This window comes from Hahella sp. CR1, from assembly GCF_029813005.1.
GTDB lineage: Bacteria > Pseudomonadota > Gammaproteobacteria > Pseudomonadales > Oleiphilaceae > Hahella.
The window spans coordinates 330,592-349,748 of sequence record NZ_JAPELK010000003.1 but is presented as its reverse complement, the minus strand read 5'-3'; the positions used below and the strand labels follow the sequence as shown (position 1 = coordinate 349,748).

Genomic DNA, 19,157 nt, shown 5'->3' with positions numbered 1-19,157 from the left:
GCGTCGAAGAAAGAGTAGTTTGAGGAGTCTGAGCTATGAAAAACAAATTCTTTAAAAGTGTGGCGGCGTTTTGTCTGATGATTTCCGCCAGCACTCTTACCGTCAGCGCGAACGCTGCGGAGATCAAGGGCGCGGCGGGTGACTTTACCCTGAAAAGCTCTCTTGGCAAGAACCTGCGCCTGCAGGAGTATCGCGGCCAAGTGGTGCTCATCAACTTCTGGGCTTCCTGGTGCGGTCCCTGTCGTCAGGAAATGCCGATACTGGAAGACATTTACAAAAAGTACGAAAAGTTCGGTTTCACGATTTTTGCGGTGAATGTGGATGAGGATTCATCTCTGGCTAATGAGTTCCTGAAAGACACCAAAGTCTCTTTCCCGATTCTTTACGATAACCAGAACAAGGTCAGCCGCATGTACGACGTGAAGGCGATGCCGACGACGGTCATTGTGGACAGAAACGGCAACATGCGTTACCTGCACAAAGGCTATCAGCCAGGTACGGAAGATCATTACGTTAAAGAAGTCAAAGCGCTGATTCGCGAGTAAAACAACAATGAAAAAGTGGATATTCCTGCTGCTGGCTCCCATGCTGTTGGGAGGCTGCAGCAGTCTCGAACCCTGGGTTATGCCTTATGAGCGTAATAACCTCGCTGATCCGATCATGAGCTTTGGCCGCATCGGTATCGCCGGTTCTTACATGCATCACGTTTATCAGGCCCGGGAAGGCGCGCGCGGCGCTGAAGGCGGCTCCGGCGGAGGCTGCGGCTGTAACTGATATGAAAAACTTTCACCGCATTGCAGCGATATTCAGTTTGTTGGCGACGGCGTTATCCGCCAGCGCAGCCGTGTTGCCGGAAGAGAAAGCGGAGGCCATGTACCACCGCTACGAAGGCGGGGGCATGGAAATTGACGGCCCCTCCGTTCTGGTCAGAAAGAACTTCGACGCCAGTGTCTCGTTGAGCGCGAACTATTATGTCGACTCGGTCAGCTCCGCTTCCGTTGACGTATTGGCGCGAGCGACGCCCTATGAGGAGGAGCGGACGGAAGCTGGTCTCGGCGTGGACTATCTGTACAACAAGTCCATCATGAGCTTCGCCTATACCAACAGCCAGGAAAATGACTTTGACGCCGAGTCGATCCACTTCAATATCAGCCAGGACTTTTTCGGCGATCTGACCACCCTGACCATGGGGTACTCAAAAGGCTGGGATAATGTGCGCAGCAAGCTGGACCCATCCCTTGATGAGGAAGTGGACCGGCAGCATTATCGTCTTGGGGTCAGTCAGGTGTTAACCAAGAACGCCTTGCTTAACCTGGATATCGAAACGATCACGGATGAAGGTTACCTGAATAACCCATACCGGGTTTACCGTTTCCTGGACACCACCAGCCCCAAAGGCTACGAGTACAGAATAGAAAAGTACCCCCAAACGCGCACCAGTAACGCCGTGGCGCTGCGGGGCATGTATTACCTGCCATATCGAGCGGCCGTCAAAGGCGAGGTTCGGTATTTTTCCGACTCATGGAACATCAAGGGCTATAACTACGAGTTGGCCTATGTGCACCCGTTTGGCGATCAATTCATTACCGAGTTCAAGTTTCGTCACTACGAACAAACTAAAGCAGAGTTTTATGACGACCTGTTTGAAGGCGAGGATGTTCGTACTTTTATGGGGCGCGACAAAGAGTTGAGCACCTATAGCGGCGACAGCGTTGGCGTGGGTCTGACCTATGAGTTCAATAAAGGCTTTTCGTTTATTGAAAAAGGCAGCATCAACCTGTTTGTCGACTACATGAAATTCGCGTACGAGGATTTCCGCGACGTGACGCGGACCGGTTTTGCGCCGGGAGAAGAACCTTTGTACGAATTTGACGCCACCGTCATTCGCTTCTTCGTCACTGCGTCTTACTGACAGCGGTGAGGTTATCCATTACGGGATGCGATCAATTTAATTGGGATTGAAAGTATGAATTACAAAAACAGCCTGGCCCATGCATTGTTCCTGATATTGCTGCTGTTGTCGGCCATGGTGCGGGCGGAGGATGGCGCAGAAGACGCCGCTTCCGCTGATGTGATGCAGATGGCGGACGACACAGACATGGCTGCCGTGGACCCCGATACGCCTATCGTGGACCAGGTGCAGTCACTGAAACAGAAAGCTATAGAACTGAATCGCGATCTGTTCATTCTGGAGGAAGACCTGCTGTTTCCCGCCAGCACGCAGTTTGTGGTGTTTCTTTCCGTCGACGTTGGCGAGTTTTTCCAGCTGGATGCAGTGGAAGTCAAAATCGATGGCGAAACAGTGGCCAGCCACCTGTATACGCAGCGCCAGGCCAAGGCCCTGTATAAGGGCGGCATGCAGCGCCTGCATATTGGCAACCTTAAGACCGGCGAACATGAAATCACCGCATTTTTCACTGGAGTAGGGCCCGATAACCGCGATTATAAGCGCGGCGCTACGCAAAAATTTGAGAAGGGCTCGGACATCAAAACGCTGGAGTTGCGCATTACCGACTCGACTAAGAAGTACCAACCTGAATTCACCGTTGTCGAATGGGAATAACTTTAACTGTGTCTGGTAGCCGGTAGTCACTGAGGCAATGAAAAGAATACTTAGAAAAACAATACCGTCTCTTCTCGTCCTGGCGAGCCTGGGGCAAAGCGTCTTCGCTGCGGATGAGAAAAAGCCTGAGCGGGCGCTGGATTTGCAGTACGGTAAAGTGCTGTTCGAGTTCTATCAGCAGCGTTATTACGGCGCGCTCACGGATATATCGATCGGTGAGCTGCGTAACAATATCACCCATCATGGCGACCATCCTCAGGTGCTGAAAGGAGGCATGCTGCTTTCTTATGGCATGGTGGATGAAGCCAAACGTATTTTTGAAAACCTGCTGGAAGGCAAGGTGACCCCGGAAGTCCGTAACCAAGCCTGGTTTTATCTTGGTAAAGTGTATTACCAGATGCGGAAATGGGAGAACGCCAAGTCTTCGTTCCAGCGGGTGGATCGCGAACTGTTGGAAGACTCCGATTCGGAGTTGCTGGAGGAGTATTTTTACCTCCAGGGACAAACCGCACTGGGGCTGGAGGATCTGAACGCAGCGGAGGAATTTTTACAGCCGTTGCCGAAAGACTCCTACTGGCGCGCCTATCTGGAGTACAACCTGGCTCTGAATCAACGCAAGGCTGGCGGTCTGGATGCGGCGCTGCGCCGATTGGCGAGCGTTAGCGCGCCGACGCCGCAGGACGAGGACGACCCAAATGAATTTTACGCGTTGAGCGACAGAATCAGCCTCACTACCGGCGTCCTCAGAATGGAGCAAAACGATTACGCCGGCGCCATGACGGAGTTTCGCAAGGTGCGCATTAATGGTCCCTGGTCGGATCAGGCGCTGTTCGGATACGCCCTGGCGGCCTCCAACTCAGGCGAGTTCGGTCTGGCGATCCAGTCACTGCAGACCCTGAGCAGCAAGCAGGCCGCCAACCCTATCATTCAGGAATCTCACTTCGCCATCGGCTATGTCTATGAGCAGCTTGGGCAGAAAGTGAAGGCGCTCAATGCATACGCCAATGCCGTCACCCAATATCAGGAAAGCCTGCGTCTGCTGGAAACCAATATTGCTGAGCTGGACGAAGATCGTCTGTTCGACAGTCTCGAATTTGGCGGCGATCCAGAGCTGCATATTACCCGCCTGGACGATGACAACATTCGCGTAGATGAATACGGACGTCTGGATGTGCGTCCGGCTACTTACAGTCTGGCTCATCTGGTCGCCCAGGAAGAATTCCAGCGCGTGCTCAAAGAGCTGCGTGAGCTGACCTTACTGCAAAACACTTTGAACGAATGGTTGCGCAAAGTGGACAGCTTTGACGTGATGATTGACACCCGAAAGATTGCGCGGGAAGAGCGTATTCGGGAAACCCGTGAAAAAATGACCTCTCTGGACGCTGACCGCATTCGCGCCCAACGCGACGCGTTGGCGAAAGTCATCGCAGAGGGCGAGGCGTCTGGCGATGGTCTCTATTTCCTTACAGAAGATCAGCTGGGCTATAAAGCCATTATCGAACGCTCCAGACGCACAATCGAACTGATGCGGCAAGATCCCGACTGGGCCGAAGATGTACCGGAATATGAAGAGAAATTGCGTCGTATGGAAGGTTTCCTGAACTGGACCGTCAGCGAAGAGTTTCCCCAGCGGCTTTGGGAAGCCAAGCAGGAACTGGCGGCGCTGGATACGGCGCTGAAAGAATATTCACTGCGCAGCGTGAGAATTAACAATCTCATCGCCAAGTCAGAGCAGTTGGAAACGCTTGAGCAAAGAGTGGATAGCGCCAAACCCCGCTTGCTGGAATTGAACGATCAGGTGCGCCGCGCGCTTACCCGGGCGAAAACCACTGTCAGCGACATGGCGAGAGATGAATTGTTGCGGCAGAGAGATCAGGTCAACTATTACATGACGTCCGCCAAACTTGCGCGCACTCGTTTGTCCGATGAACTTCTCGACGGCGAAGGGGGCGGCTTATGAGGGCGTTGACGTTAACCGCCATCGCGGTTGTGGTGAGCGGCTGCTCGTTGTTTTCCGGTTCCGAGGAAAGTCGCCGCGCTGCGGATCAGCCGACGATCGCCGATTTAAAGCCCGCCATTATTGAGGATCAGGGCGAAGAAACGGTGAACATCAATATTGATGAGGTTATCGCCAATTACACGGATTTATTGACCGTTGTCGAAGACCCTGAAACCCGCACCAAAATTTTATATCGACTGGCGGATTTGCAAATGATCCGCAACGAAGAGTCTTCCGTGACTCAGGAAGTGGTGGACTACTCTGAAGGTTCCGCGGCGTATTTCGCGGTTGCCATCTCTGCTTACGAAGGGCTGTTAAAGAAATACCCCAATCGGGCGGAAAACGACCAGGTGCTCTATCAGTTGGCGAAAGCCTATGATCTGGAAGGGCGTCGCGATGATTCCTTCAACGCGCTGAACCGCTTGGTGAAAGAGTACCCGCGTTCATCTTACTTCCATGAAGCGCAATTCCGGCGCGGCGAGATACTGTTCACCAATGGCGATTATGACGCCTCTCAGCGGGCTTTTGAGTCGGTCATTCGCGGCGGCGCTAAAACCGGCTTTGAGCAACAGGCGCTCTACATGCATGGCTGGAGTCTGTTCAAGCAAGGAGAATACGAAACCTCTCTGGACAGCTTTGTCAAAGTACTGGATCTGGTGATGCCGGAGTCTGACGACCTGGACGCCTTGTCCAAAGAGTCTCGTACTCTGGTGGAGGACCAACTGCGGGTAATGGGCTTCGCCTTCAATTATCTGGATGGGGTGGATACGGTTACGAGCCTGTTTGCGAGAGTCGGCGCGCGTAGTTATGAACACCTGATTTATCAGCAATACGGTGAGCTGCTGGTCAAAGAGGAGCGTTATACGGATGCGGTTTCCGTCTATCGACGCTTTATCGAGCTGCATCCACTCAGCAAATGGTCGCCTTATTACCAGGAGCGCGTCATTCAAACGCTCATCGTCGCGGGCTTCGGCAGCTCTGTATTGCCGGAAAAGGCGGCGTTCGTGAAGAACTACGGCGTCACCAGCGACTTCTATTGGCGGCAGCAGGATGAGAAGGTGAAAACCTTCACGGCGGAAAAACTGCGCGTGTATATCGACGAGTTGGCTACACACCATCACGCCGCGGCGCAAACGCTGGATCGAAATGTCGCTGCGGCCCGCAATGGCCGCGCGAAAGGGTTGGATGGCAAGGAAATAAGCGCTCAGCAGGCGCGCTCCGCCATGCGTGACGAGTACGCCAGTGCGGCTGCCTACTATCAGGAGTTTGTGGATACCTTCCCGCAAGATCCGAAAGCGCCTCAAATGGTGTTCCTGCGCGGCGAAACCTTATTCGCCGTGCAGCGATACGAAGAGGCGATCGTCGCCTACGAAAAAGCGGCGTATGAATATAAGGGCTTCGCCAAAGGCGCGGAAGCGGGCTATGCGGCGATCACTGCTTTTGATGAATTGGCGTCAGGCTCCGCTGAAGCTGAGCGCGAGCAGATTGAACTGCGCAAAATTGAAAGTCAGATTCGTTTCGCCCAATCCTATGCGTCTGACCCCAGGGCGGGCGCTGTAATGGCTTCGGCGGCGGAAAAGCTGTTCGCCATGAAGGATTACCCGCGTGCGATAGATGTGGCGCAACGGCTGACGCAACGCACGCCGCCGCCAGACAATGCATCCTTGTTAGGCGCCTGGTTGATCATCAGTCATAGCCAGTTTGAGCTCAAGCAGTATGCGGAAGCGGAAAAATCCTATTCCCGCGTGCTGGCGCTGATGCCGGCGAGCGACAAGCGTCGCGGCGAGATCGTCGAACTGCTCGCCGCCAGTATTTATAAACAGGGCGAGCTGATGTTGGCGGCCAATGACGTCAATGGCGCTATTGATCAATTTTTACGTGTTGGACAGGCTGCGCCTACCGCGTCGGTGCGCGCGAATGCGGATTATGACGCCGCTACTTATATGCTGCAGCAGGGGCAGTGGGACCGGGCGATTTCTGTTCTGAACAGCTTCCGCCAGCGTTATCCGAAGCATGAGCTGGCGAAGGATGTGCCCGCCAAGCTGGCGATGGCTTATCGCAACACGGAGCAATGGGACGCTGCAGCCGGGGAGTTGGCGGTGATATCGCAGAGCCATCCTGACGGCGAAACTCGGCGCGAGTCGCTGCTGTTGTCAGCGGAGCTATACGACAAGAGCGGGCAGACCCAGAAAGCCATCGACACCTACCGGGATTACGCCAACAGCTATCCTGAGCCGGCGGATATGGCGGCGGAAGCAGGTTATACGCTGAGCGAGTTGTACGCTAAGGCGAATGATCCGATCAAGCAGCGTTTCTGGTTGCAGAAGGTGGTGCAAGGCTATGACGCCGCCGGGTCGAAAGGCTCTGACCGTATGCGCTATCTCGCGGCGAAATCCTCCAGCGTGCTGGCGGATGACGCTTTCATTCAGTTCAAGAGCATCAAGCTGACCGCGCCGTTGCAAAACTCTTTGCGCTCCAAGCAGGAGGCGATGAAGCGGGCGATGGCCGCCTACAAGAAAACAGCAAACTATCGCATAGCGGAATTTACCACGCGCTCGTCTTATCGCATGGGGGAGATCTACTCTCAACTCAGCCGCGACCTGCTGGACTCTGAGCGTCCCCGCAACCTCAATGAACTGGAATTGGAGCAATACCAGTTGTTGCTGGAGGAGCAGGCGTATCCCTTCGAGGAAAACGCGATTGAACTGCATGAGGCGAACGCGCAACGGAGTTGGAGCGGTACCTACGATGAGTGGGTGAAAAACAGCTTTGAGGCGCTGAAAAAGCTATTCCCTGCGCGCTATAAAAAATCAGAAGAGATCCCAGAGTTCAGTGAAAACATTCTTTAGTCGTAAAAGCAGTATTCGCCTTGGTGGTCTGGCATTGACTCTGTTGCTGGCGGCGTGCTCCGGCTCGCCCCAGAAACCGTCGGGCGGCGGGGTGACAGGCGGCGCTGACGCTTCCCAGGTTCCTGAGGGCGCGCGTAGTCAGTACGTAGCCGCGTTGCGCGATCAAAAAGCCCGTAACTTCGGCTCCGCGCTGAAAAAATTTCAGGCGGTGAGTGAAGACTATCCCCAGCTGTCCGGCCCATACATCAATATGGGCATCATTTATATGAATACGGATGCGCCTGACCAGGCGCAGGCGATGTTCGAGAAGGCGGTTAGCGTCAACGGATTGAACCCCGAGGGATACACTCTGTTGGGATATCTGGCCCGTCGCCAGGGTAAGTTCGCAGAGGCGGAAGAGTATTACCGTAAGGCGATCGCCGTTGACGGCTCCTATGCGCCCGCCCGACTGAATCTCGGGATTACCTATGATTTATATATGGGTAAATTGCAGGAAGCGTTGGAGCAATATCAGATTTATCAGAGCCTGCAGGCGCAGCCCGACGATGAAGTCAATCGTTGGATTGTGGATCTGCAGAGCCGTTTACAGTAGGAGGGCGGGGTATGAGCCGTCAATCCCGGCCTAAGAGCTTTTTTATCAGTCTGTCTCTCGTTACAGCGGTTTGGGTTGTCAGCCCGTTAGCGCAGGCGGAGACCGAAGTCATTACCGTAGATGGCGCTACATTGCGCGGAAATCAGGAGCAGCCTCAGGTGCTTTATATCGTGCCTTGGAGGAAGCCCCGTAAGCTCGCCGGTTTGGGCGACTCCGCCGCATCATTGATCAATGATGAAGTATTGAAGCCGATTGACCGCGAAGAATTTGTGCGGCAGGTGGATTACTACGAAATGTTCAGAGAAGAAGCCGCTGCGCAGCCTGAAATGTCTAAGTAATTTGGCGTTTTGTGGGAAGCTGACCCCGCCTCATTTCCAAATCGCCGCGTCAGCGGATAAGCGCCCGCCCATGATTGCTGGGCGGGCGTTCGCTCAGGATTCCGACTGAAGTTTGATCTCCAGCGCCCGCAGGACCTCCGGGTTGGGGTAGCCATCGGCGATCATGCCCTGCTTTTCCTGAAACGCGCGAATAGCGTCCCGGGTGGCCGGCCCCATAATGCCGTCAGGTTTACCCGCGTCGAAGCCTTTATCGGTGAGCTTCTGTTGCAAGTCGGCGACGGCGGTCAAAGGCAGGCGCGGCAGATCAGGCGGTGTTTGCCGCAAACGTCCTGCGCCGGCTATACGGTCGGCCAAGTGGCCCACTGCAATGGCGTAGGATTCAGAGCGGTTCCAGCGCATGATGACTTTGAAGTTATCGTAAACCAGAAACTTGGGGCCAAGGTGCCCGGCGGGAATAAGCAGCGACGCTTGCAGGTCCAGATCCGGCATTTTGCGCCCGTCTGCATCCAGGACGCCTAACTTGCCCCATTCTGACAGAGTTTTGCTGCGCTTCAGTCCTGCTTCGCCATAGGCGAATTTTTCCGGCAGCTTGACCTCGCGACCCCATTTAAAGCCGTTCTGCCAGCCCAGTCCATTCAGGAATAAGCCAGCGGATGTAGCGGCGTCAGGCAGGCTGCCCCACAAGTCGCGCTTGCCATCGCCGTCTTTATCGGTGGCATACTGGAGATAAACGGAAGGCATAAACTGAAAATTGCCCATGGCGCCGGCCCAGGAACCGAGCATTTTGTCCACGGTCACATCGCCTTTCTCGATGATTTTCAGGGCGGCTATTAACTCGCTGGTGAAATAGCCGCTGCGGCGTGGGTCGCAGGCGAGGGTGGCGAGGGAATCCATAATGGGCATCTTGCCAGTGTAACCGCCATAGTTGGTTTCCAATCCCCAGAATGCGACCAGATATTGAGCGGGAACGCCCGTCTCTTTGGCGATCTGATCAAGCAGGGGACGATGTTTGGCCAGCATTTCACGGCCTTTGTTCACCCGCTCATCCGTAACGCGGCGATTAAGGTAATTGGTGAACGTATCTATGAACTCAGGTTGCTTGCTGTCCAGTTCCATGACGCGTTCACTGAGCTTGACCTGGCCCAAAGCCTCGTTGACGACCTTCTCGGAAATCCCTTCCTGTTTCGCTTTTTCCTGCAGCCCCGCCACGCATTCTGCGAAGTCGGCGTGGGCGGTGAATGGCAGGGAAAGACCAAGAGTTATTAGTAATAAACGGGATTGTTTGCAGAACCGGGTTACTGCAGGCATAGAGCATCCTTCATCGGGAACTGGGGAAAGCAAAACTTTCGCAAGAGGCGCAGGGGGAGTCAATAGCTGCGGCCCGGAGCGACGTGTGCCGGGCCGTTAAATATTGTTTAGAAAAGAATAAGGACGATGTAGATGCGATTGGTTGATTAGCGTTTACCGCACTCACGGGTGACGAAGTTGACTTGCAGCGCGTCGGTCGCGCTCATACCCCATTGTCCGGTCAGGTCCCGTGGATCAACATCTTTGACTGCTTTACGGCTGTAGTTGGATTCAGTTTCTTCAGCGGGTTTGGCGCTGAGTTTTTGCAGCATTTTGATAAGTTTCATGTTTTGATCCCCCGAATCACTGTCTTTAATGCAGTGGTATCAATGAAAGCGACGCGTAGCGTCAAACCCCGTCAAAGAAAATGCTCACAAATTGATCGGGCTCCTCTGCCGTCATTCGGCGGCCGGGGGCCGATATAGGCTGTTAAGGTCTACTCATATAGGGATGGTTACTTTATAATCCGCGGCTTTGAAGGCCACCGCGTTAAGCGTAAGAGTAGTGTTTACATGCCCCATATTCAGTTTATTAATAGTGATAGCCTGCTTAAATGGCTAAAAGACCTGGAAGTTGATCACTACCTTTGCGGGCAGTGCCAGGGTGTGCACATCGCCGACCTGCAAAGTCAGGAAGGGGTGTTGGAGAGTCGGGTGTTTCTGGAGCAGGAATGTTTGATTTTTACTACCGAAGTGGAGTTGCGAGCGTCCGCTTTGTTGAATCTGGTTGCTGAATTGCCGCGTTTGAATGGCGCTTACGCCAATATCAAGACGTTCGCCGACTTGGCGGATGATGGCGCACCTCGCGTGATTATGTGCGATACCTTGTGGGTATCCGCTGGCGTCACCAAAGAGCAGTTGGGAGTATTTTTAAGAAACGCTCTGGAAGCCAAGCAGGATATTCTGCGTGAAATTCTCGATTGTGGCTTTGTCGCCACCGCGGACGCCGGCGCTCCTCCTGCGCCGATGGAGCGCGCTCTGCATTGATCCTTTCTCCGCGCAGTCCCGGCATGGTCGGGTGCAGGCGCGCGGTTGCATTGTCTCTCGTCAGGAGTTCGCCGCTTTGCGGGCGAAGACGAAGAACTCCCGATTACCGTCTCCCCCTGTGATGGAGCTAGGAAAGTAATCCATCACTCTGAGTCCTGCGTCCGCGCAAGCCATTTTGATCTTCTCTTCCACTTCAGTATAAAGACTTGCGTTTTTCACTATGCCGCCTTTACCCAAACCAGCGGGTCCGACTTCAAACTGGGGCTTCACCAGGCTGATCAACGAGCCGCCATCGACGAGTAGCGCAGCGACAGATTTCAGCACCAGCGTTTGTGATATGAAACTCAGGTCCATGACCGCAAAGTCATAGCCTGCTTTATTACTCGTCAATTCAAGCAGGGAGAGGGGAATCTCTTTGGCGTTGATCCCTTCAAATACCCGGACCTGAGGATGGTCCCGCAAAGATGGCGTCAACTGTCCGTGACCCACTTCCACGCCGACCACCAAAGTGGCCCCTTGCTTGAGTGCGCAGTCCGTAAATCCGCCGGTGGACTGACCCACGTCCAGCACCGTTTTGTCCTGAAAATCCGCGCCCACCTGCGTAATAGCGCCGGCCAGTTTGAGGCCGCCACGGGAAACGTATTCCTGCAATTCGTTATCGAGAACCTTTATTCTGGCGTCACTGAGCACCGTCTGGCTGGGTTTGGACACCGCCTCCCAGCCAGCGCCGACCTGCAGCATGATTTTGCCAAGACTGATCAACTCCCTGGCCTGATTGCGCGAGCGGCAATAGCCCTGATCCACCAGTAGTTTGTCAATTCGGCTCGCTTGCGCGCGGGAAGTGGGGAAGCGTTCGGAAATATCAGGCATTTTTTCGTCTTGTGCGTTTGGGGCGTTGCGAAATAATTACGCCCGTACGCAGACGGTTCTGTCCGAACTGGGACATGCGATCGAACTGGGCGCGGGCGATGGGGATATATTGGTTATCGATGGCGAGTCGGTGCGACTCTTCATCCACATCCGGGTCGTGAATATATACGAAATCCGAGTCGACGGCGCTGATCATCACCCAGTGCGGCGCTTTTTTCTGGTCGAAGTGATAGGTGCTGATCAACACCAAAGCCAGTTTACCTTGCTTGATTTCCTGCTCCAGTATTTCCTGGGTTAGCACGGTGTTATGAATGACCACATCGGTTTCTTCGAGCTGATGCATGAAATCCTTATGCACCAGTTTTAATACCTCCTTTTTCTCGGTGCGTCTTACACCTTCGAGAAACAGCGGTCCTTCGTAGTTGACGTAAATTTCCGCATTGAAGCCGCGTTTGTTAGCCGCCAGCGCAAGTCCGTGAGGGCCGCATCCGCCGTGTCCGGAGGTCATGAAAATCGTGGTGGCTTCACGCCAGATCTGTATCTCTTCCCAGTTGCGGGGAATGTATTCGGTATTCAGGGTCGCCATGGCCATCATCAGCGAAGCGGGGCCGCAGGTGAAATCCGTGCTCTGGCTGTAATAGGGAATCTGCAGCGTTTGATTAAGCGGAGCAAAACGGATGATCTGCTTCTGGAAACGGTAGGCGTCCCGATGATCTTCGTAATAATCGTGATAAACCCCAAACTGACGATAGCCCAGCTTTCTATATAGGCCGATCGCCTCCTGGTTGTCCGTACGTACTTCCAGGCGCATAAATATGCAGCGGCGTGAGATCGCCGACTGCTCAGCCATGTCCATCAATGCCCGCGCAACGCCTTTGCCCCGCGACTCAGGTACGATGGCGATAGAGTAGAGGCGGGCGAGACTGGTGCCGCGATGGAATAACGTAATCGCATAGCCGCACAGCTTTTCCTCCATTTCGCAAAGCACTACCGAGGCGGACTCGGATTTGATCATATGGCGAAAGCTTCTGCGGCTGAGCCGGTCCGTGGTAAAGCATGATTTTTCAAGCTCCACCAGCTCATCGAGATCTTCCATGTGGGCTTCCCGATAGTGGGGCGCCAAAGAGCGTATTACAGTTTGTGGCTGGTTTTTATTCATGCTTTTGAAATAGTTGGGGGTAAGGTCAAATATGTAGTGGACAGGCTAATTAAGTTAAGCAAGACTTAGCAAAGATGCGCAAGTCTAAAATGAACGTTCGTCATTTAATAGCGCTATAACTCCCTATCCCCAAGCTCCCGGAGGAACCCCAAGCCGTATGTCTCGTCTTTACATAGTCGTTGAGTCTTTAAAGGATTGGACCCCCTATTATCCAAGTGAAGACGTAATATCATTTGAAGACTACCTGGCTCTACCCATTAACAAAAATGATCGCGTCAGACTGATCAACCTTTGCCGTAGCTACAAGTATCTCAGCAAAGGCTATTATTGCTCATTGCTCGCTGAAGCGCGTGGGCACCACGTCATTCCTTCCGTGCGTACGCTGAACGAGATTGAAAAGCGCTCCCTGTATTCGCTGATTCTTGATCTGGATGACGACACCGCGTTGTCAGCGCTGAAAAAGCTGGCTAACAAGCCGGATCAGGAGCTGACCTTCCGCTGTTTCTTCGGTAAAACCAGCGATCCGGATCTGGAGCCATTAGGCGCTCTGGTGTTCGAGAAGCTGCCTTGCCCGGTGGTGGAAGTGGAAATCGAACAGAAAGGCGGCTGGAAATTGTCTGCTATGCGTCCGGTAAGCCCGAAAGGCTTCGACGATCAGGAACAGACGCTGTTCGCCAACTCGCTGGATGCCTTCAGCCGCAAGGTGTGGCGCAAGCCGAAAGAACGCAAAAAATATCGCTATGACATGGCGGTATTGGTCAATCCTAAAGAGGAAATGCCGCCCAGCGACAAAGCCGCCCTGAAGAAGTTAGCCAAAGTAGGCAAACAGCTTGGCGTGGCGGTGGATCTGATTGAACCCAAGGATTATCAGCGCATTCCTGAATACGATATGTTGTTCATTCGCGAAACGACTGCGATTGATCATCACACTTTCAAATTCTCCAAAAAGGCGGAAGCGGAAGGCTTGATCGTGATGGACGACTCCACCTCCATCATGCGTTGCACCAATAAGGTCTATCTGGCGGATTTGCTGCGGGCCAATCGAGTGCCGACGCCCAAGACTTTGATCGTCAGCAAGGGCGACAAGCAACAGTTGTTGGCGGCGGCGCAGGAACTGGGTCTGCCTATGGTGCTGAAGATTCCGGATGGTTCGTTTTCCCGTGGCGTTGTGAAAGTAGAGTCGCCGGAAGAGTTGGAGCAAAAAGCACAGACGCTGTTCAAGCAATCCGCATTGTTGTTGGCGCAAGAGTTTATGTACACGGATTACGACTGGCGTATCGGGGTGCTGAACGGCAAGCCGTTTTACGCCTGTAAGTATTTTATGGCTCGTAACCACTGGCAGATCTACAAGCACGGCGAAGGGTCGACAGCCGCTGGCGCCTGGGCGACATTGCCGACGTATGAAGTGCCCAAAGTGGTGTTGAATGCTGCGGTAAAAGCCGCTGGGCTGATTGGCGACGGTTTGTATGGCGTGGACGTAAAGCAGAAGGGAAATCGCGCGGCGGTGATTGAAGTCAACGATAACCCGAGCATCGAGTCTGGGGTTGAGGATAAATATCTGGGGGATGAGTTGTACCGTATTATCCTCGAAGAGTTCATTCGTCGAGCAGAAAAGAAACACAATTCCTAAGCGACGGAATTTCTGTCATTTTCGTGCTTGAGCCCGCCATCTGACTTTGTTATGATGCGCGCCACTTGTGAAGAACAGCTGTTCTTGACTTGCTATGGTGGCTCTGCCGGTCCCCTCGCAACAAGAAACCGTGAACCTGGTCAGGCCCGGAAGGGAGCAGCCACAGCGGTGGATATGTGTGCCGGGGTGTGGCTGGTAGGGCTACCTCCAACTCCTCCCTCCCATATCTAATTCTCCTGTTAATTTCACGTTTCCTGTAACGGTCTTCCTGCGTCTGCGCAATGTCGTTTCGGTGACAGAAAACCCCTTGCGTGCTAATGTATGCGTTTGAATTTTAGTTCTTCCAAAGAGAGCGCCGCACAGGCTATGGCGGGCCGGGTGAGCAAGTTGAAGCAATATCGTAATCCCTATGAATCGATAGGAGTGGCATGGCATATCAGGTTCTAGCCAGAAAATGGCGTCCCGGCAATTTCGCGGAAATGGCGGGGCAGGAGCATGTACTCAAAGCGCTGACCAACGCCCTGAATCAGGACCGTCTGCACCACGCGTATCTATTTACCGGCACTCGCGGTGTGGGTAAAACCACTGTGGCGAGAATCTTCGCCAAATGCCTCAATTGCGAACAAGGCGTCAGCGCTATCCCTTGTGGAGAGTGTGGCGTATGCCGTGAAATCGCCGAAGGCAGATTCGTCGATCTGATCGAGATCGACGCGGCCTCGCGCACCAAGGTCGAGGACATGCGCGAGCTGCTCGACAATGTGCAGTACGCGCCCACCCGCAGCCGTTATAAAATCTATCTCATTGACGAAGTGCACATGCTCTCCAACTCCAGTTTCAACGCACTGTTGAAGACCCTGGAAGAGCCGCCGCCTCACGTTAAATTTTTGCTGGCCACCACAGACCCGCAGAAACTGCCGGTCACGATTCTGTCGCGCTGTTTGCAGTTCAACCTCAAGAATCTGTCGCCACAACGTATTGTTAGTCACTTGACCCATGTGTTGCAGGCGGAGAATGTGCCTGCGGAAGAAGCGGCCTTGTGGGAGCTGGCGCGCGCTGCGGAAGGCAGCATGCGCGACGCTATGAGTCTTACTGACCAGGCCATCGCTTTTGGCGATGGCAAGTTGGCGGCGAAAGACGTCATTGAAATGCTGGGGACCATTGAGAAGCATGTGGTTATTGACCTGCTGCGGACAATCGCCGCTCAGGATTGCGCTGCGATGCTGGCGCAAGTCAATCATATGGCCCAGTTCGCGCCGGATTACGCTTATGTGTTGCAGGCGTTGGCGGAACTGCTGCACCGCGTGGCGGTGGAGCAAGCTGTGCCTGGCGGCGTCGATAACAGTTTTGGCGATCAACAACAGGTCGCTGAGCTGGCGCAAACGCTGACGGCGGAAGACACTCAACTTTACTATCAGATTGCATTGATGGGGCGCAAAGATCTGGCCTTGGCGCCCGACCCGCGTACCGGGTTTGAGATGGCCTTGTTGCGTATGATCGCCTTCCGCCCCAACATCAAATCAGCCAGACAGATTCAAGCGCCTTCCACGGCTTCGGCGACAGCCTCGGCTGAAGACGATAAGGAAAGCGCTCAACCCGGGCCAACCCAGACTGAGTCGGCGGCAGCGTCGCAACCAGCCGTAGAAGCTGCGCCAGAATCGGAGAAAGAAGTTGTGGTCCCGCAACCGGAGCCGGAGCTGCAACAACAGGTTCCAGAAGCGCCCGCTGAGCCATCGCCACAGGAGCCGACCCGACAGGGGAATCCTCAGCAAGAGTCGCAGCAGCCGGAACCGGAACCACATAATCAGGCGGATGCGCCAGTCATTGATTCTTCGCCTGTAACGCCTGTGCAGTCCGTGGAACGGTCAACCTCCAGGCATTCTGAAGCAGAGCCGCCGCCAGTTGACGATTACGACGCCTACTTTGCCGATGATCCGGGGCCTTCCGATGCGGATTATGGTTTTTCCGGTTATCCGGAGGACTCTGGCTATGACAATCAGGGAAATCATGCTGCGCCAGCGACGCCCGCTCAGCCCCATGGCGAGAGTCCTCAGGAGACTGCGCCAACCCAGACGCAGCAGAAACAACAGGCAAGGGAGGTTGTAGCTCCGCACCCAAAGCCAGTAACTGAATCTGGCCCGGGTCCGCAGACAAGTCCTGGGGGCGCTGAGTCAATCAATTCAGCTCCTCCTGTTGAGGCCCCGATCAGCGTCAAGAAACCTCCAGCGGGTCCTTTGACGCCGCCATTGGAGGGCGAGCCGACCATGCAGGGAATGGTGTGGAAGGATGCCGTCAGACGCCTCGCCATTAGCGGGATGACCGCCACCCTGGCGCAACGTTGCGCACTGGAAGCGGTGACGCCGGGCCTGGTCATATTCACGATTGATCGCGAACATCTCGACTTTTTCAATGAGGCTCAACGTGAGCGCTTGCGCGCGGCGGTGTCGGAATTCCTGGGCGAAGCGGTTAAAATCGAAGTTTCAGCCGGCGAATCGAAATGGTTGACGCCGCTGCAGTATGCGGAGCGACGCAGGGCTGAGTTGCAACAGCAGGCGGAGACGGCCATTCGCAATGATCCCAATATTCAGATGATGGCGGGACGCTTCGGCGCCGCAGTCATCGAAAACAGTATTGAGCCTATTTTTCAGGAGTAGACATATGATTAAAGGTAACATGGGCGACTTGATGAAACAGGCCCAAAAGATTCAGGAACAAATGCAGAAAGCCCAGGAAGAACTGGCTAATGCGGAAGTGAGCGGAGAGTCCGGCGGTGGTTTGATCAAAATTGTCATGAATGGCCGCCATGATGTGAAAAAAGTGGAGATCGACGCCAGTTTGATGCAGGAAGAGAAAGAAATCCTGGAAGATCTGCTGGCGGCGGCGGTGAATGACGCCGTGCGTAAAGTGGAAAAGAATAACCAGGATAAAATGTCGAACATGACTGCAGGTCTGGGCATTCCTCCTAATTTCAAAATGCCGTTTTAATGACGGGGTAGTATCCATATATGTCTTCCAGTTTGACGCCTGCTATCGATCAGTTGGTCCGTTGTCTGCGATATCTTCCCGGCGTGGGGGCGAAGTCCGCCACTCGCATGGCGCTTAACCTGCTGGAAAGAGATCAGGGCAGAGCCGCGGACCTGGCTATCGCCATCAGCGATGCGCTCACCAGGGTGAGACGCTGCTCCCGCTGTCAGAATTTTTGCGAAGCGGACCTGTGTTCGATTTGCGAAAGCCCGAAGCGGGATGATCGCGTTCTCTGCGTAGTAGAATCGCCGACGGACGTGCTGGCGATTGAGCAGACGTCGGACTATAGCGGCCGTTACTTCGTGCTGATGGGGCACTTGTCGCCGATAGACGGTATTGGCCCCGAAGACATTGGCGTTGATAAGCTCAAGCAGCTATTGCAGGAAAGCGCCGTCAGCGAGCTGATCCTGGCCACCAACCCCACTGTGGAGGGCGAAGCGACGGCACATTTTATCGCCCACATCGGCAAAGACTTGAACATTCCTGTGTCCCGAATCGCCCATGGCATTCCTCTTGGAGGGGAGCTGGGTATGATCGACAGCGGCACGTTAAGTCACGCACTGCAAGGTCGAAAACCTTTTGCCTAACGATACGCCACTCTCCGCTATATATCCGCCGGATTATGAAAGTCTCTGGATAGACACCCCCGCCGCCTTGCAGGACGCGCTGCAGCGCCTGGAAAAGGCCGACTGGCTGGCGGTGGATACGGAATTTATCCGTGGAACCACGTTTTATCCCGCGCCGGCGCTGCTGCAGCTTTATGATCGGCAGTGCGTGTATCTGGTGGATATGCTGAAAATCACCGATTGGAGCGGAGTCAGTCGACTGTTCGAGAACCGCGACATACTTAAAGTGGTGCATGCCTGCAGCGAGGATCTGGAGCTGTTTAACTGCGTTGGCTTGTCGCAGCCATGCGGCATGATCGACACTCAGGTCGCCAATGCGCTGCTGGATGGTGAGCTGAACGAAGGGTTGCAGTCGCTGGTGCGTCAGAATCTGGGGATTGAGCTTGAGAAGCACGCCACGCGTTCAGACTGGACGCAGCGCCCGCTCACAGACAAGCAGATTCAATACGCCCAGGAAGATGTCGTAGTGTTGTGGCCGCTCTATCAGAAGCTGGAAGAAGGCTTGCGACAGTCCGACAAGTACGACATTGCGCTGGAGGAAGGTGAGGCCATGCGTTTGGCCGCCGCCGGGGTTCAGGACGTTGGGCGTTACTATTTGAAGCTGCGTGGCGGATGGCGTTTGCGGAAAGGCGCGCAGCAGTTGCTGGCGAAGCTGGCGGCATGGCGCGAACAGGAAGCGAGAGGAAGGGATATTCCACGCAAGAAAATCTGTCCTGACGATGAGTTGATCGCTATCGCTCAGCGTCGGCCGCGAAGTCTGGGGCAGCTCACGGACATTACCTCTATCCAGGGCGCTGGACTGCGTCGCTACGGCGCGGAACTGGTGGGGATAGTGCGTGAGCATATGCAGTCTGACGGCGATGAGCCTGAGACCGGGTTTGAAATGATACGTCCGCCGATTCCGCGGGAATATCAGGACTTGGTGAAGAAAGTAAAAAAACTGACGCAAAAGCTGGCGCGAGAGCACCGCATCAACGTGGGCTTGCTTGCCAGTCGGGGATTGCTGGAAGAGTTTGTGTATTGGCATATCCAAGGCGGCGCGGGAACGCAACCGCAGTTGCTACAGGGCTGGCGCGGCCGTATCTGCGCTGCGCCGCTTGAACGCTGGTTGCAGGACGACAAGTCCGTCCCGCCCCGGCAATCGTCGTAAGACCCCAGATTATTGCGCAAAGCGTGA

At 54.5% G+C, this 19,157-nt stretch carries 18 protein-coding genes and 1 other RNA gene; 15 read left to right on the top strand and 4 right to left on the bottom strand.

The window, feature by feature from the left end:
* Nucleotides 1-35 precede the first annotated feature (35 nt).
* The 8 genes from ONV78_RS09515 to ONV78_RS09480 are packed head-to-tail and all read left to right on the top strand — an operon-like array spanning nt 36 to nt 8,341.
* Nucleotides 36-545, top strand: coding sequence for a TlpA disulfide reductase family protein (locus ONV78_RS09515; RefSeq protein WP_216735521.1), 510 nt, complete (start codon nt 36-38; stop codon nt 543-545).
* Between the two features lie 7 nt (nt 546-552).
* On the top strand, nt 553-774 hold the full coding sequence (locus tag ONV78_RS09510) for a DUF4266 domain-containing protein (RefSeq protein ID WP_216735522.1): 222 nt from the start codon (nt 553-555) through the stop codon (nt 772-774).
* Nucleotide 775: 1 nt separating this feature from the next.
* Nucleotides 776-1,912 (top strand): DUF3570 domain-containing protein, encoded by a 1,137-nt coding sequence (locus ONV78_RS09505; RefSeq protein ID WP_216735523.1) that lies wholly within the window; start codon nt 776-778, stop codon nt 1,910-1,912.
* A 54-nt stretch (nt 1,913-1,966) separates the two neighbouring features.
* Entirely contained in the window at nt 1,967-2,563 is a 597-nt protein-coding gene (locus ONV78_RS09500; protein WP_279502855.1) for an AraC family transcriptional regulator, read from the top strand.
* Nucleotides 2,564-2,600: 37 nt separating this feature from the next.
* Entirely contained in the window at nt 2,601-4,523 is a 1,923-nt protein-coding gene (locus ONV78_RS09495; protein ID WP_279502853.1) for a tetratricopeptide repeat protein, read from the top strand.
* Complete coding sequence (locus ONV78_RS09490; RefSeq protein WP_279502851.1) at nt 4,520-7,411, top strand: tetratricopeptide repeat protein; 2,892 nt, start codon at nt 4,520-4,522, stop codon at nt 7,409-7,411. The genes ONV78_RS09495 and ONV78_RS09490 overlap by 4 nt, the downstream gene beginning before the upstream one ends.
* Entirely contained in the window at nt 7,395-8,003 is a 609-nt protein-coding gene (locus tag ONV78_RS09485) for a tetratricopeptide repeat protein (protein WP_279502849.1), read from the top strand. The genes ONV78_RS09490 and ONV78_RS09485 overlap by 17 nt, the downstream gene beginning before the upstream one ends.
* Before the next feature lie 11 nt (nt 8,004-8,014).
* Nucleotides 8,015-8,341, top strand: a complete 327-nt coding sequence (locus ONV78_RS09480; RefSeq protein ID WP_279502848.1) for a hypothetical protein — start codon at nt 8,015-8,017, stop codon at nt 8,339-8,341.
* 93 nt (nt 8,342-8,434) lie between these two features.
* Here the strand turns inward: ONV78_RS09480 and ONV78_RS09475 are convergent, their stop codons facing one another.
* Both ONV78_RS09475 and ONV78_RS09470 read right to left on the bottom strand, forming a co-directional pair.
* Nucleotides 8,435-9,649, bottom strand: coding sequence for a lytic murein transglycosylase (locus ONV78_RS09475; protein ID WP_279502846.1), 1,215 nt, complete (start codon nt 9,647-9,649; stop codon nt 8,435-8,437).
* Between the two features lie 146 nt (nt 9,650-9,795).
* Nucleotides 9,796-9,975: a hypothetical protein gene (locus ONV78_RS09470; RefSeq protein WP_011396467.1), complete on the bottom strand. Its 180-nt coding sequence runs from the start codon at nt 9,973-9,975 to the stop codon at nt 9,796-9,798.
* Between the two features lie 225 nt (nt 9,976-10,200).
* On the opposite strand from ONV78_RS09470, the gene ONV78_RS09465 reads away from it, so the two are divergent.
* The gene (locus tag ONV78_RS09465; RefSeq protein ID WP_216735530.1) at nt 10,201-10,674 is read left to right on the top strand and encodes a YbjN domain-containing protein; all 474 of its coding nucleotides are present in this window, start codon (nt 10,201-10,203) and stop codon (nt 10,672-10,674) included.
* Nucleotides 10,675-10,734: 60 nt separating this feature from the next.
* On the opposite strand, the gene ONV78_RS09460 is transcribed toward ONV78_RS09465, so the two are convergent.
* Both ONV78_RS09460 and ONV78_RS09455 read right to left on the bottom strand, forming a co-directional pair.
* Nucleotides 10,735-11,544: a TlyA family RNA methyltransferase gene (locus ONV78_RS09460; RefSeq protein WP_279502844.1), complete on the bottom strand. Its 810-nt coding sequence runs from the start codon at nt 11,542-11,544 to the stop codon at nt 10,735-10,737.
* On the bottom strand, nt 11,537-12,640 hold the full coding sequence (locus tag ONV78_RS09455; RefSeq protein ID WP_347815409.1) for a peptidase C39 family protein: 1,104 nt from the start codon (nt 12,638-12,640) through the stop codon (nt 11,537-11,539). Before ONV78_RS09455 ends, ONV78_RS09460 begins: the two co-directional genes overlap by 8 nt.
* A 220-nt stretch (nt 12,641-12,860) precedes the next feature.
* Between ONV78_RS09455 and ONV78_RS09450 the strand changes: the two genes are divergently transcribed.
* The 6 genes from ONV78_RS09450 (at nt 12,861) to rnd (ending at nt 19,130) form a co-directional block, all read left to right on the top strand.
* On the top strand, nt 12,861-14,333 hold the full coding sequence (locus ONV78_RS09450) for a RimK family protein (protein WP_127971652.1): 1,473 nt from the start codon (nt 12,861-12,863) through the stop codon (nt 14,331-14,333).
* 104 nt (nt 14,334-14,437) lie between these two features.
* An RNA gene (ffs, locus tag ONV78_RS09445) (signal recognition particle sRNA small type) lies at nt 14,438-14,534 on the top strand.
* 227 nt (nt 14,535-14,761) lie between these two features.
* Complete coding sequence (gene dnaX, locus ONV78_RS09440; RefSeq protein ID WP_279502841.1) at nt 14,762-16,984, top strand: DNA polymerase III subunit gamma/tau; 2,223 nt, start codon at nt 14,762-14,764, stop codon at nt 16,982-16,984.
* A gap of 4 nt (nt 16,985-16,988) precedes the next feature.
* A complete protein-coding gene (locus ONV78_RS09435) occupies nt 16,989-17,315 on the top strand; it encodes a YbaB/EbfC family nucleoid-associated protein (protein WP_011396473.1) in 327 nt (108 codons plus the stop codon).
* A gap of 20 nt (nt 17,316-17,335) precedes the next feature.
* Nucleotides 17,336-17,941 carry a recombination mediator RecR gene (gene recR / locus ONV78_RS09430; protein ID WP_279502836.1) on the top strand — a complete coding sequence of 202 codons (606 nt, stop codon included), beginning with the start codon at nt 17,336-17,338 and terminating at the stop codon, nt 17,939-17,941.
* On the top strand, nt 17,934-19,130 hold the full coding sequence (gene rnd / locus ONV78_RS09425) for a ribonuclease D (RefSeq protein WP_279502835.1): 1,197 nt from the start codon (nt 17,934-17,936) through the stop codon (nt 19,128-19,130). The genes recR and rnd overlap by 8 nt, the downstream gene beginning before the upstream one ends.
* Nucleotides 19,131-19,157 lie beyond the last annotated feature (27 nt).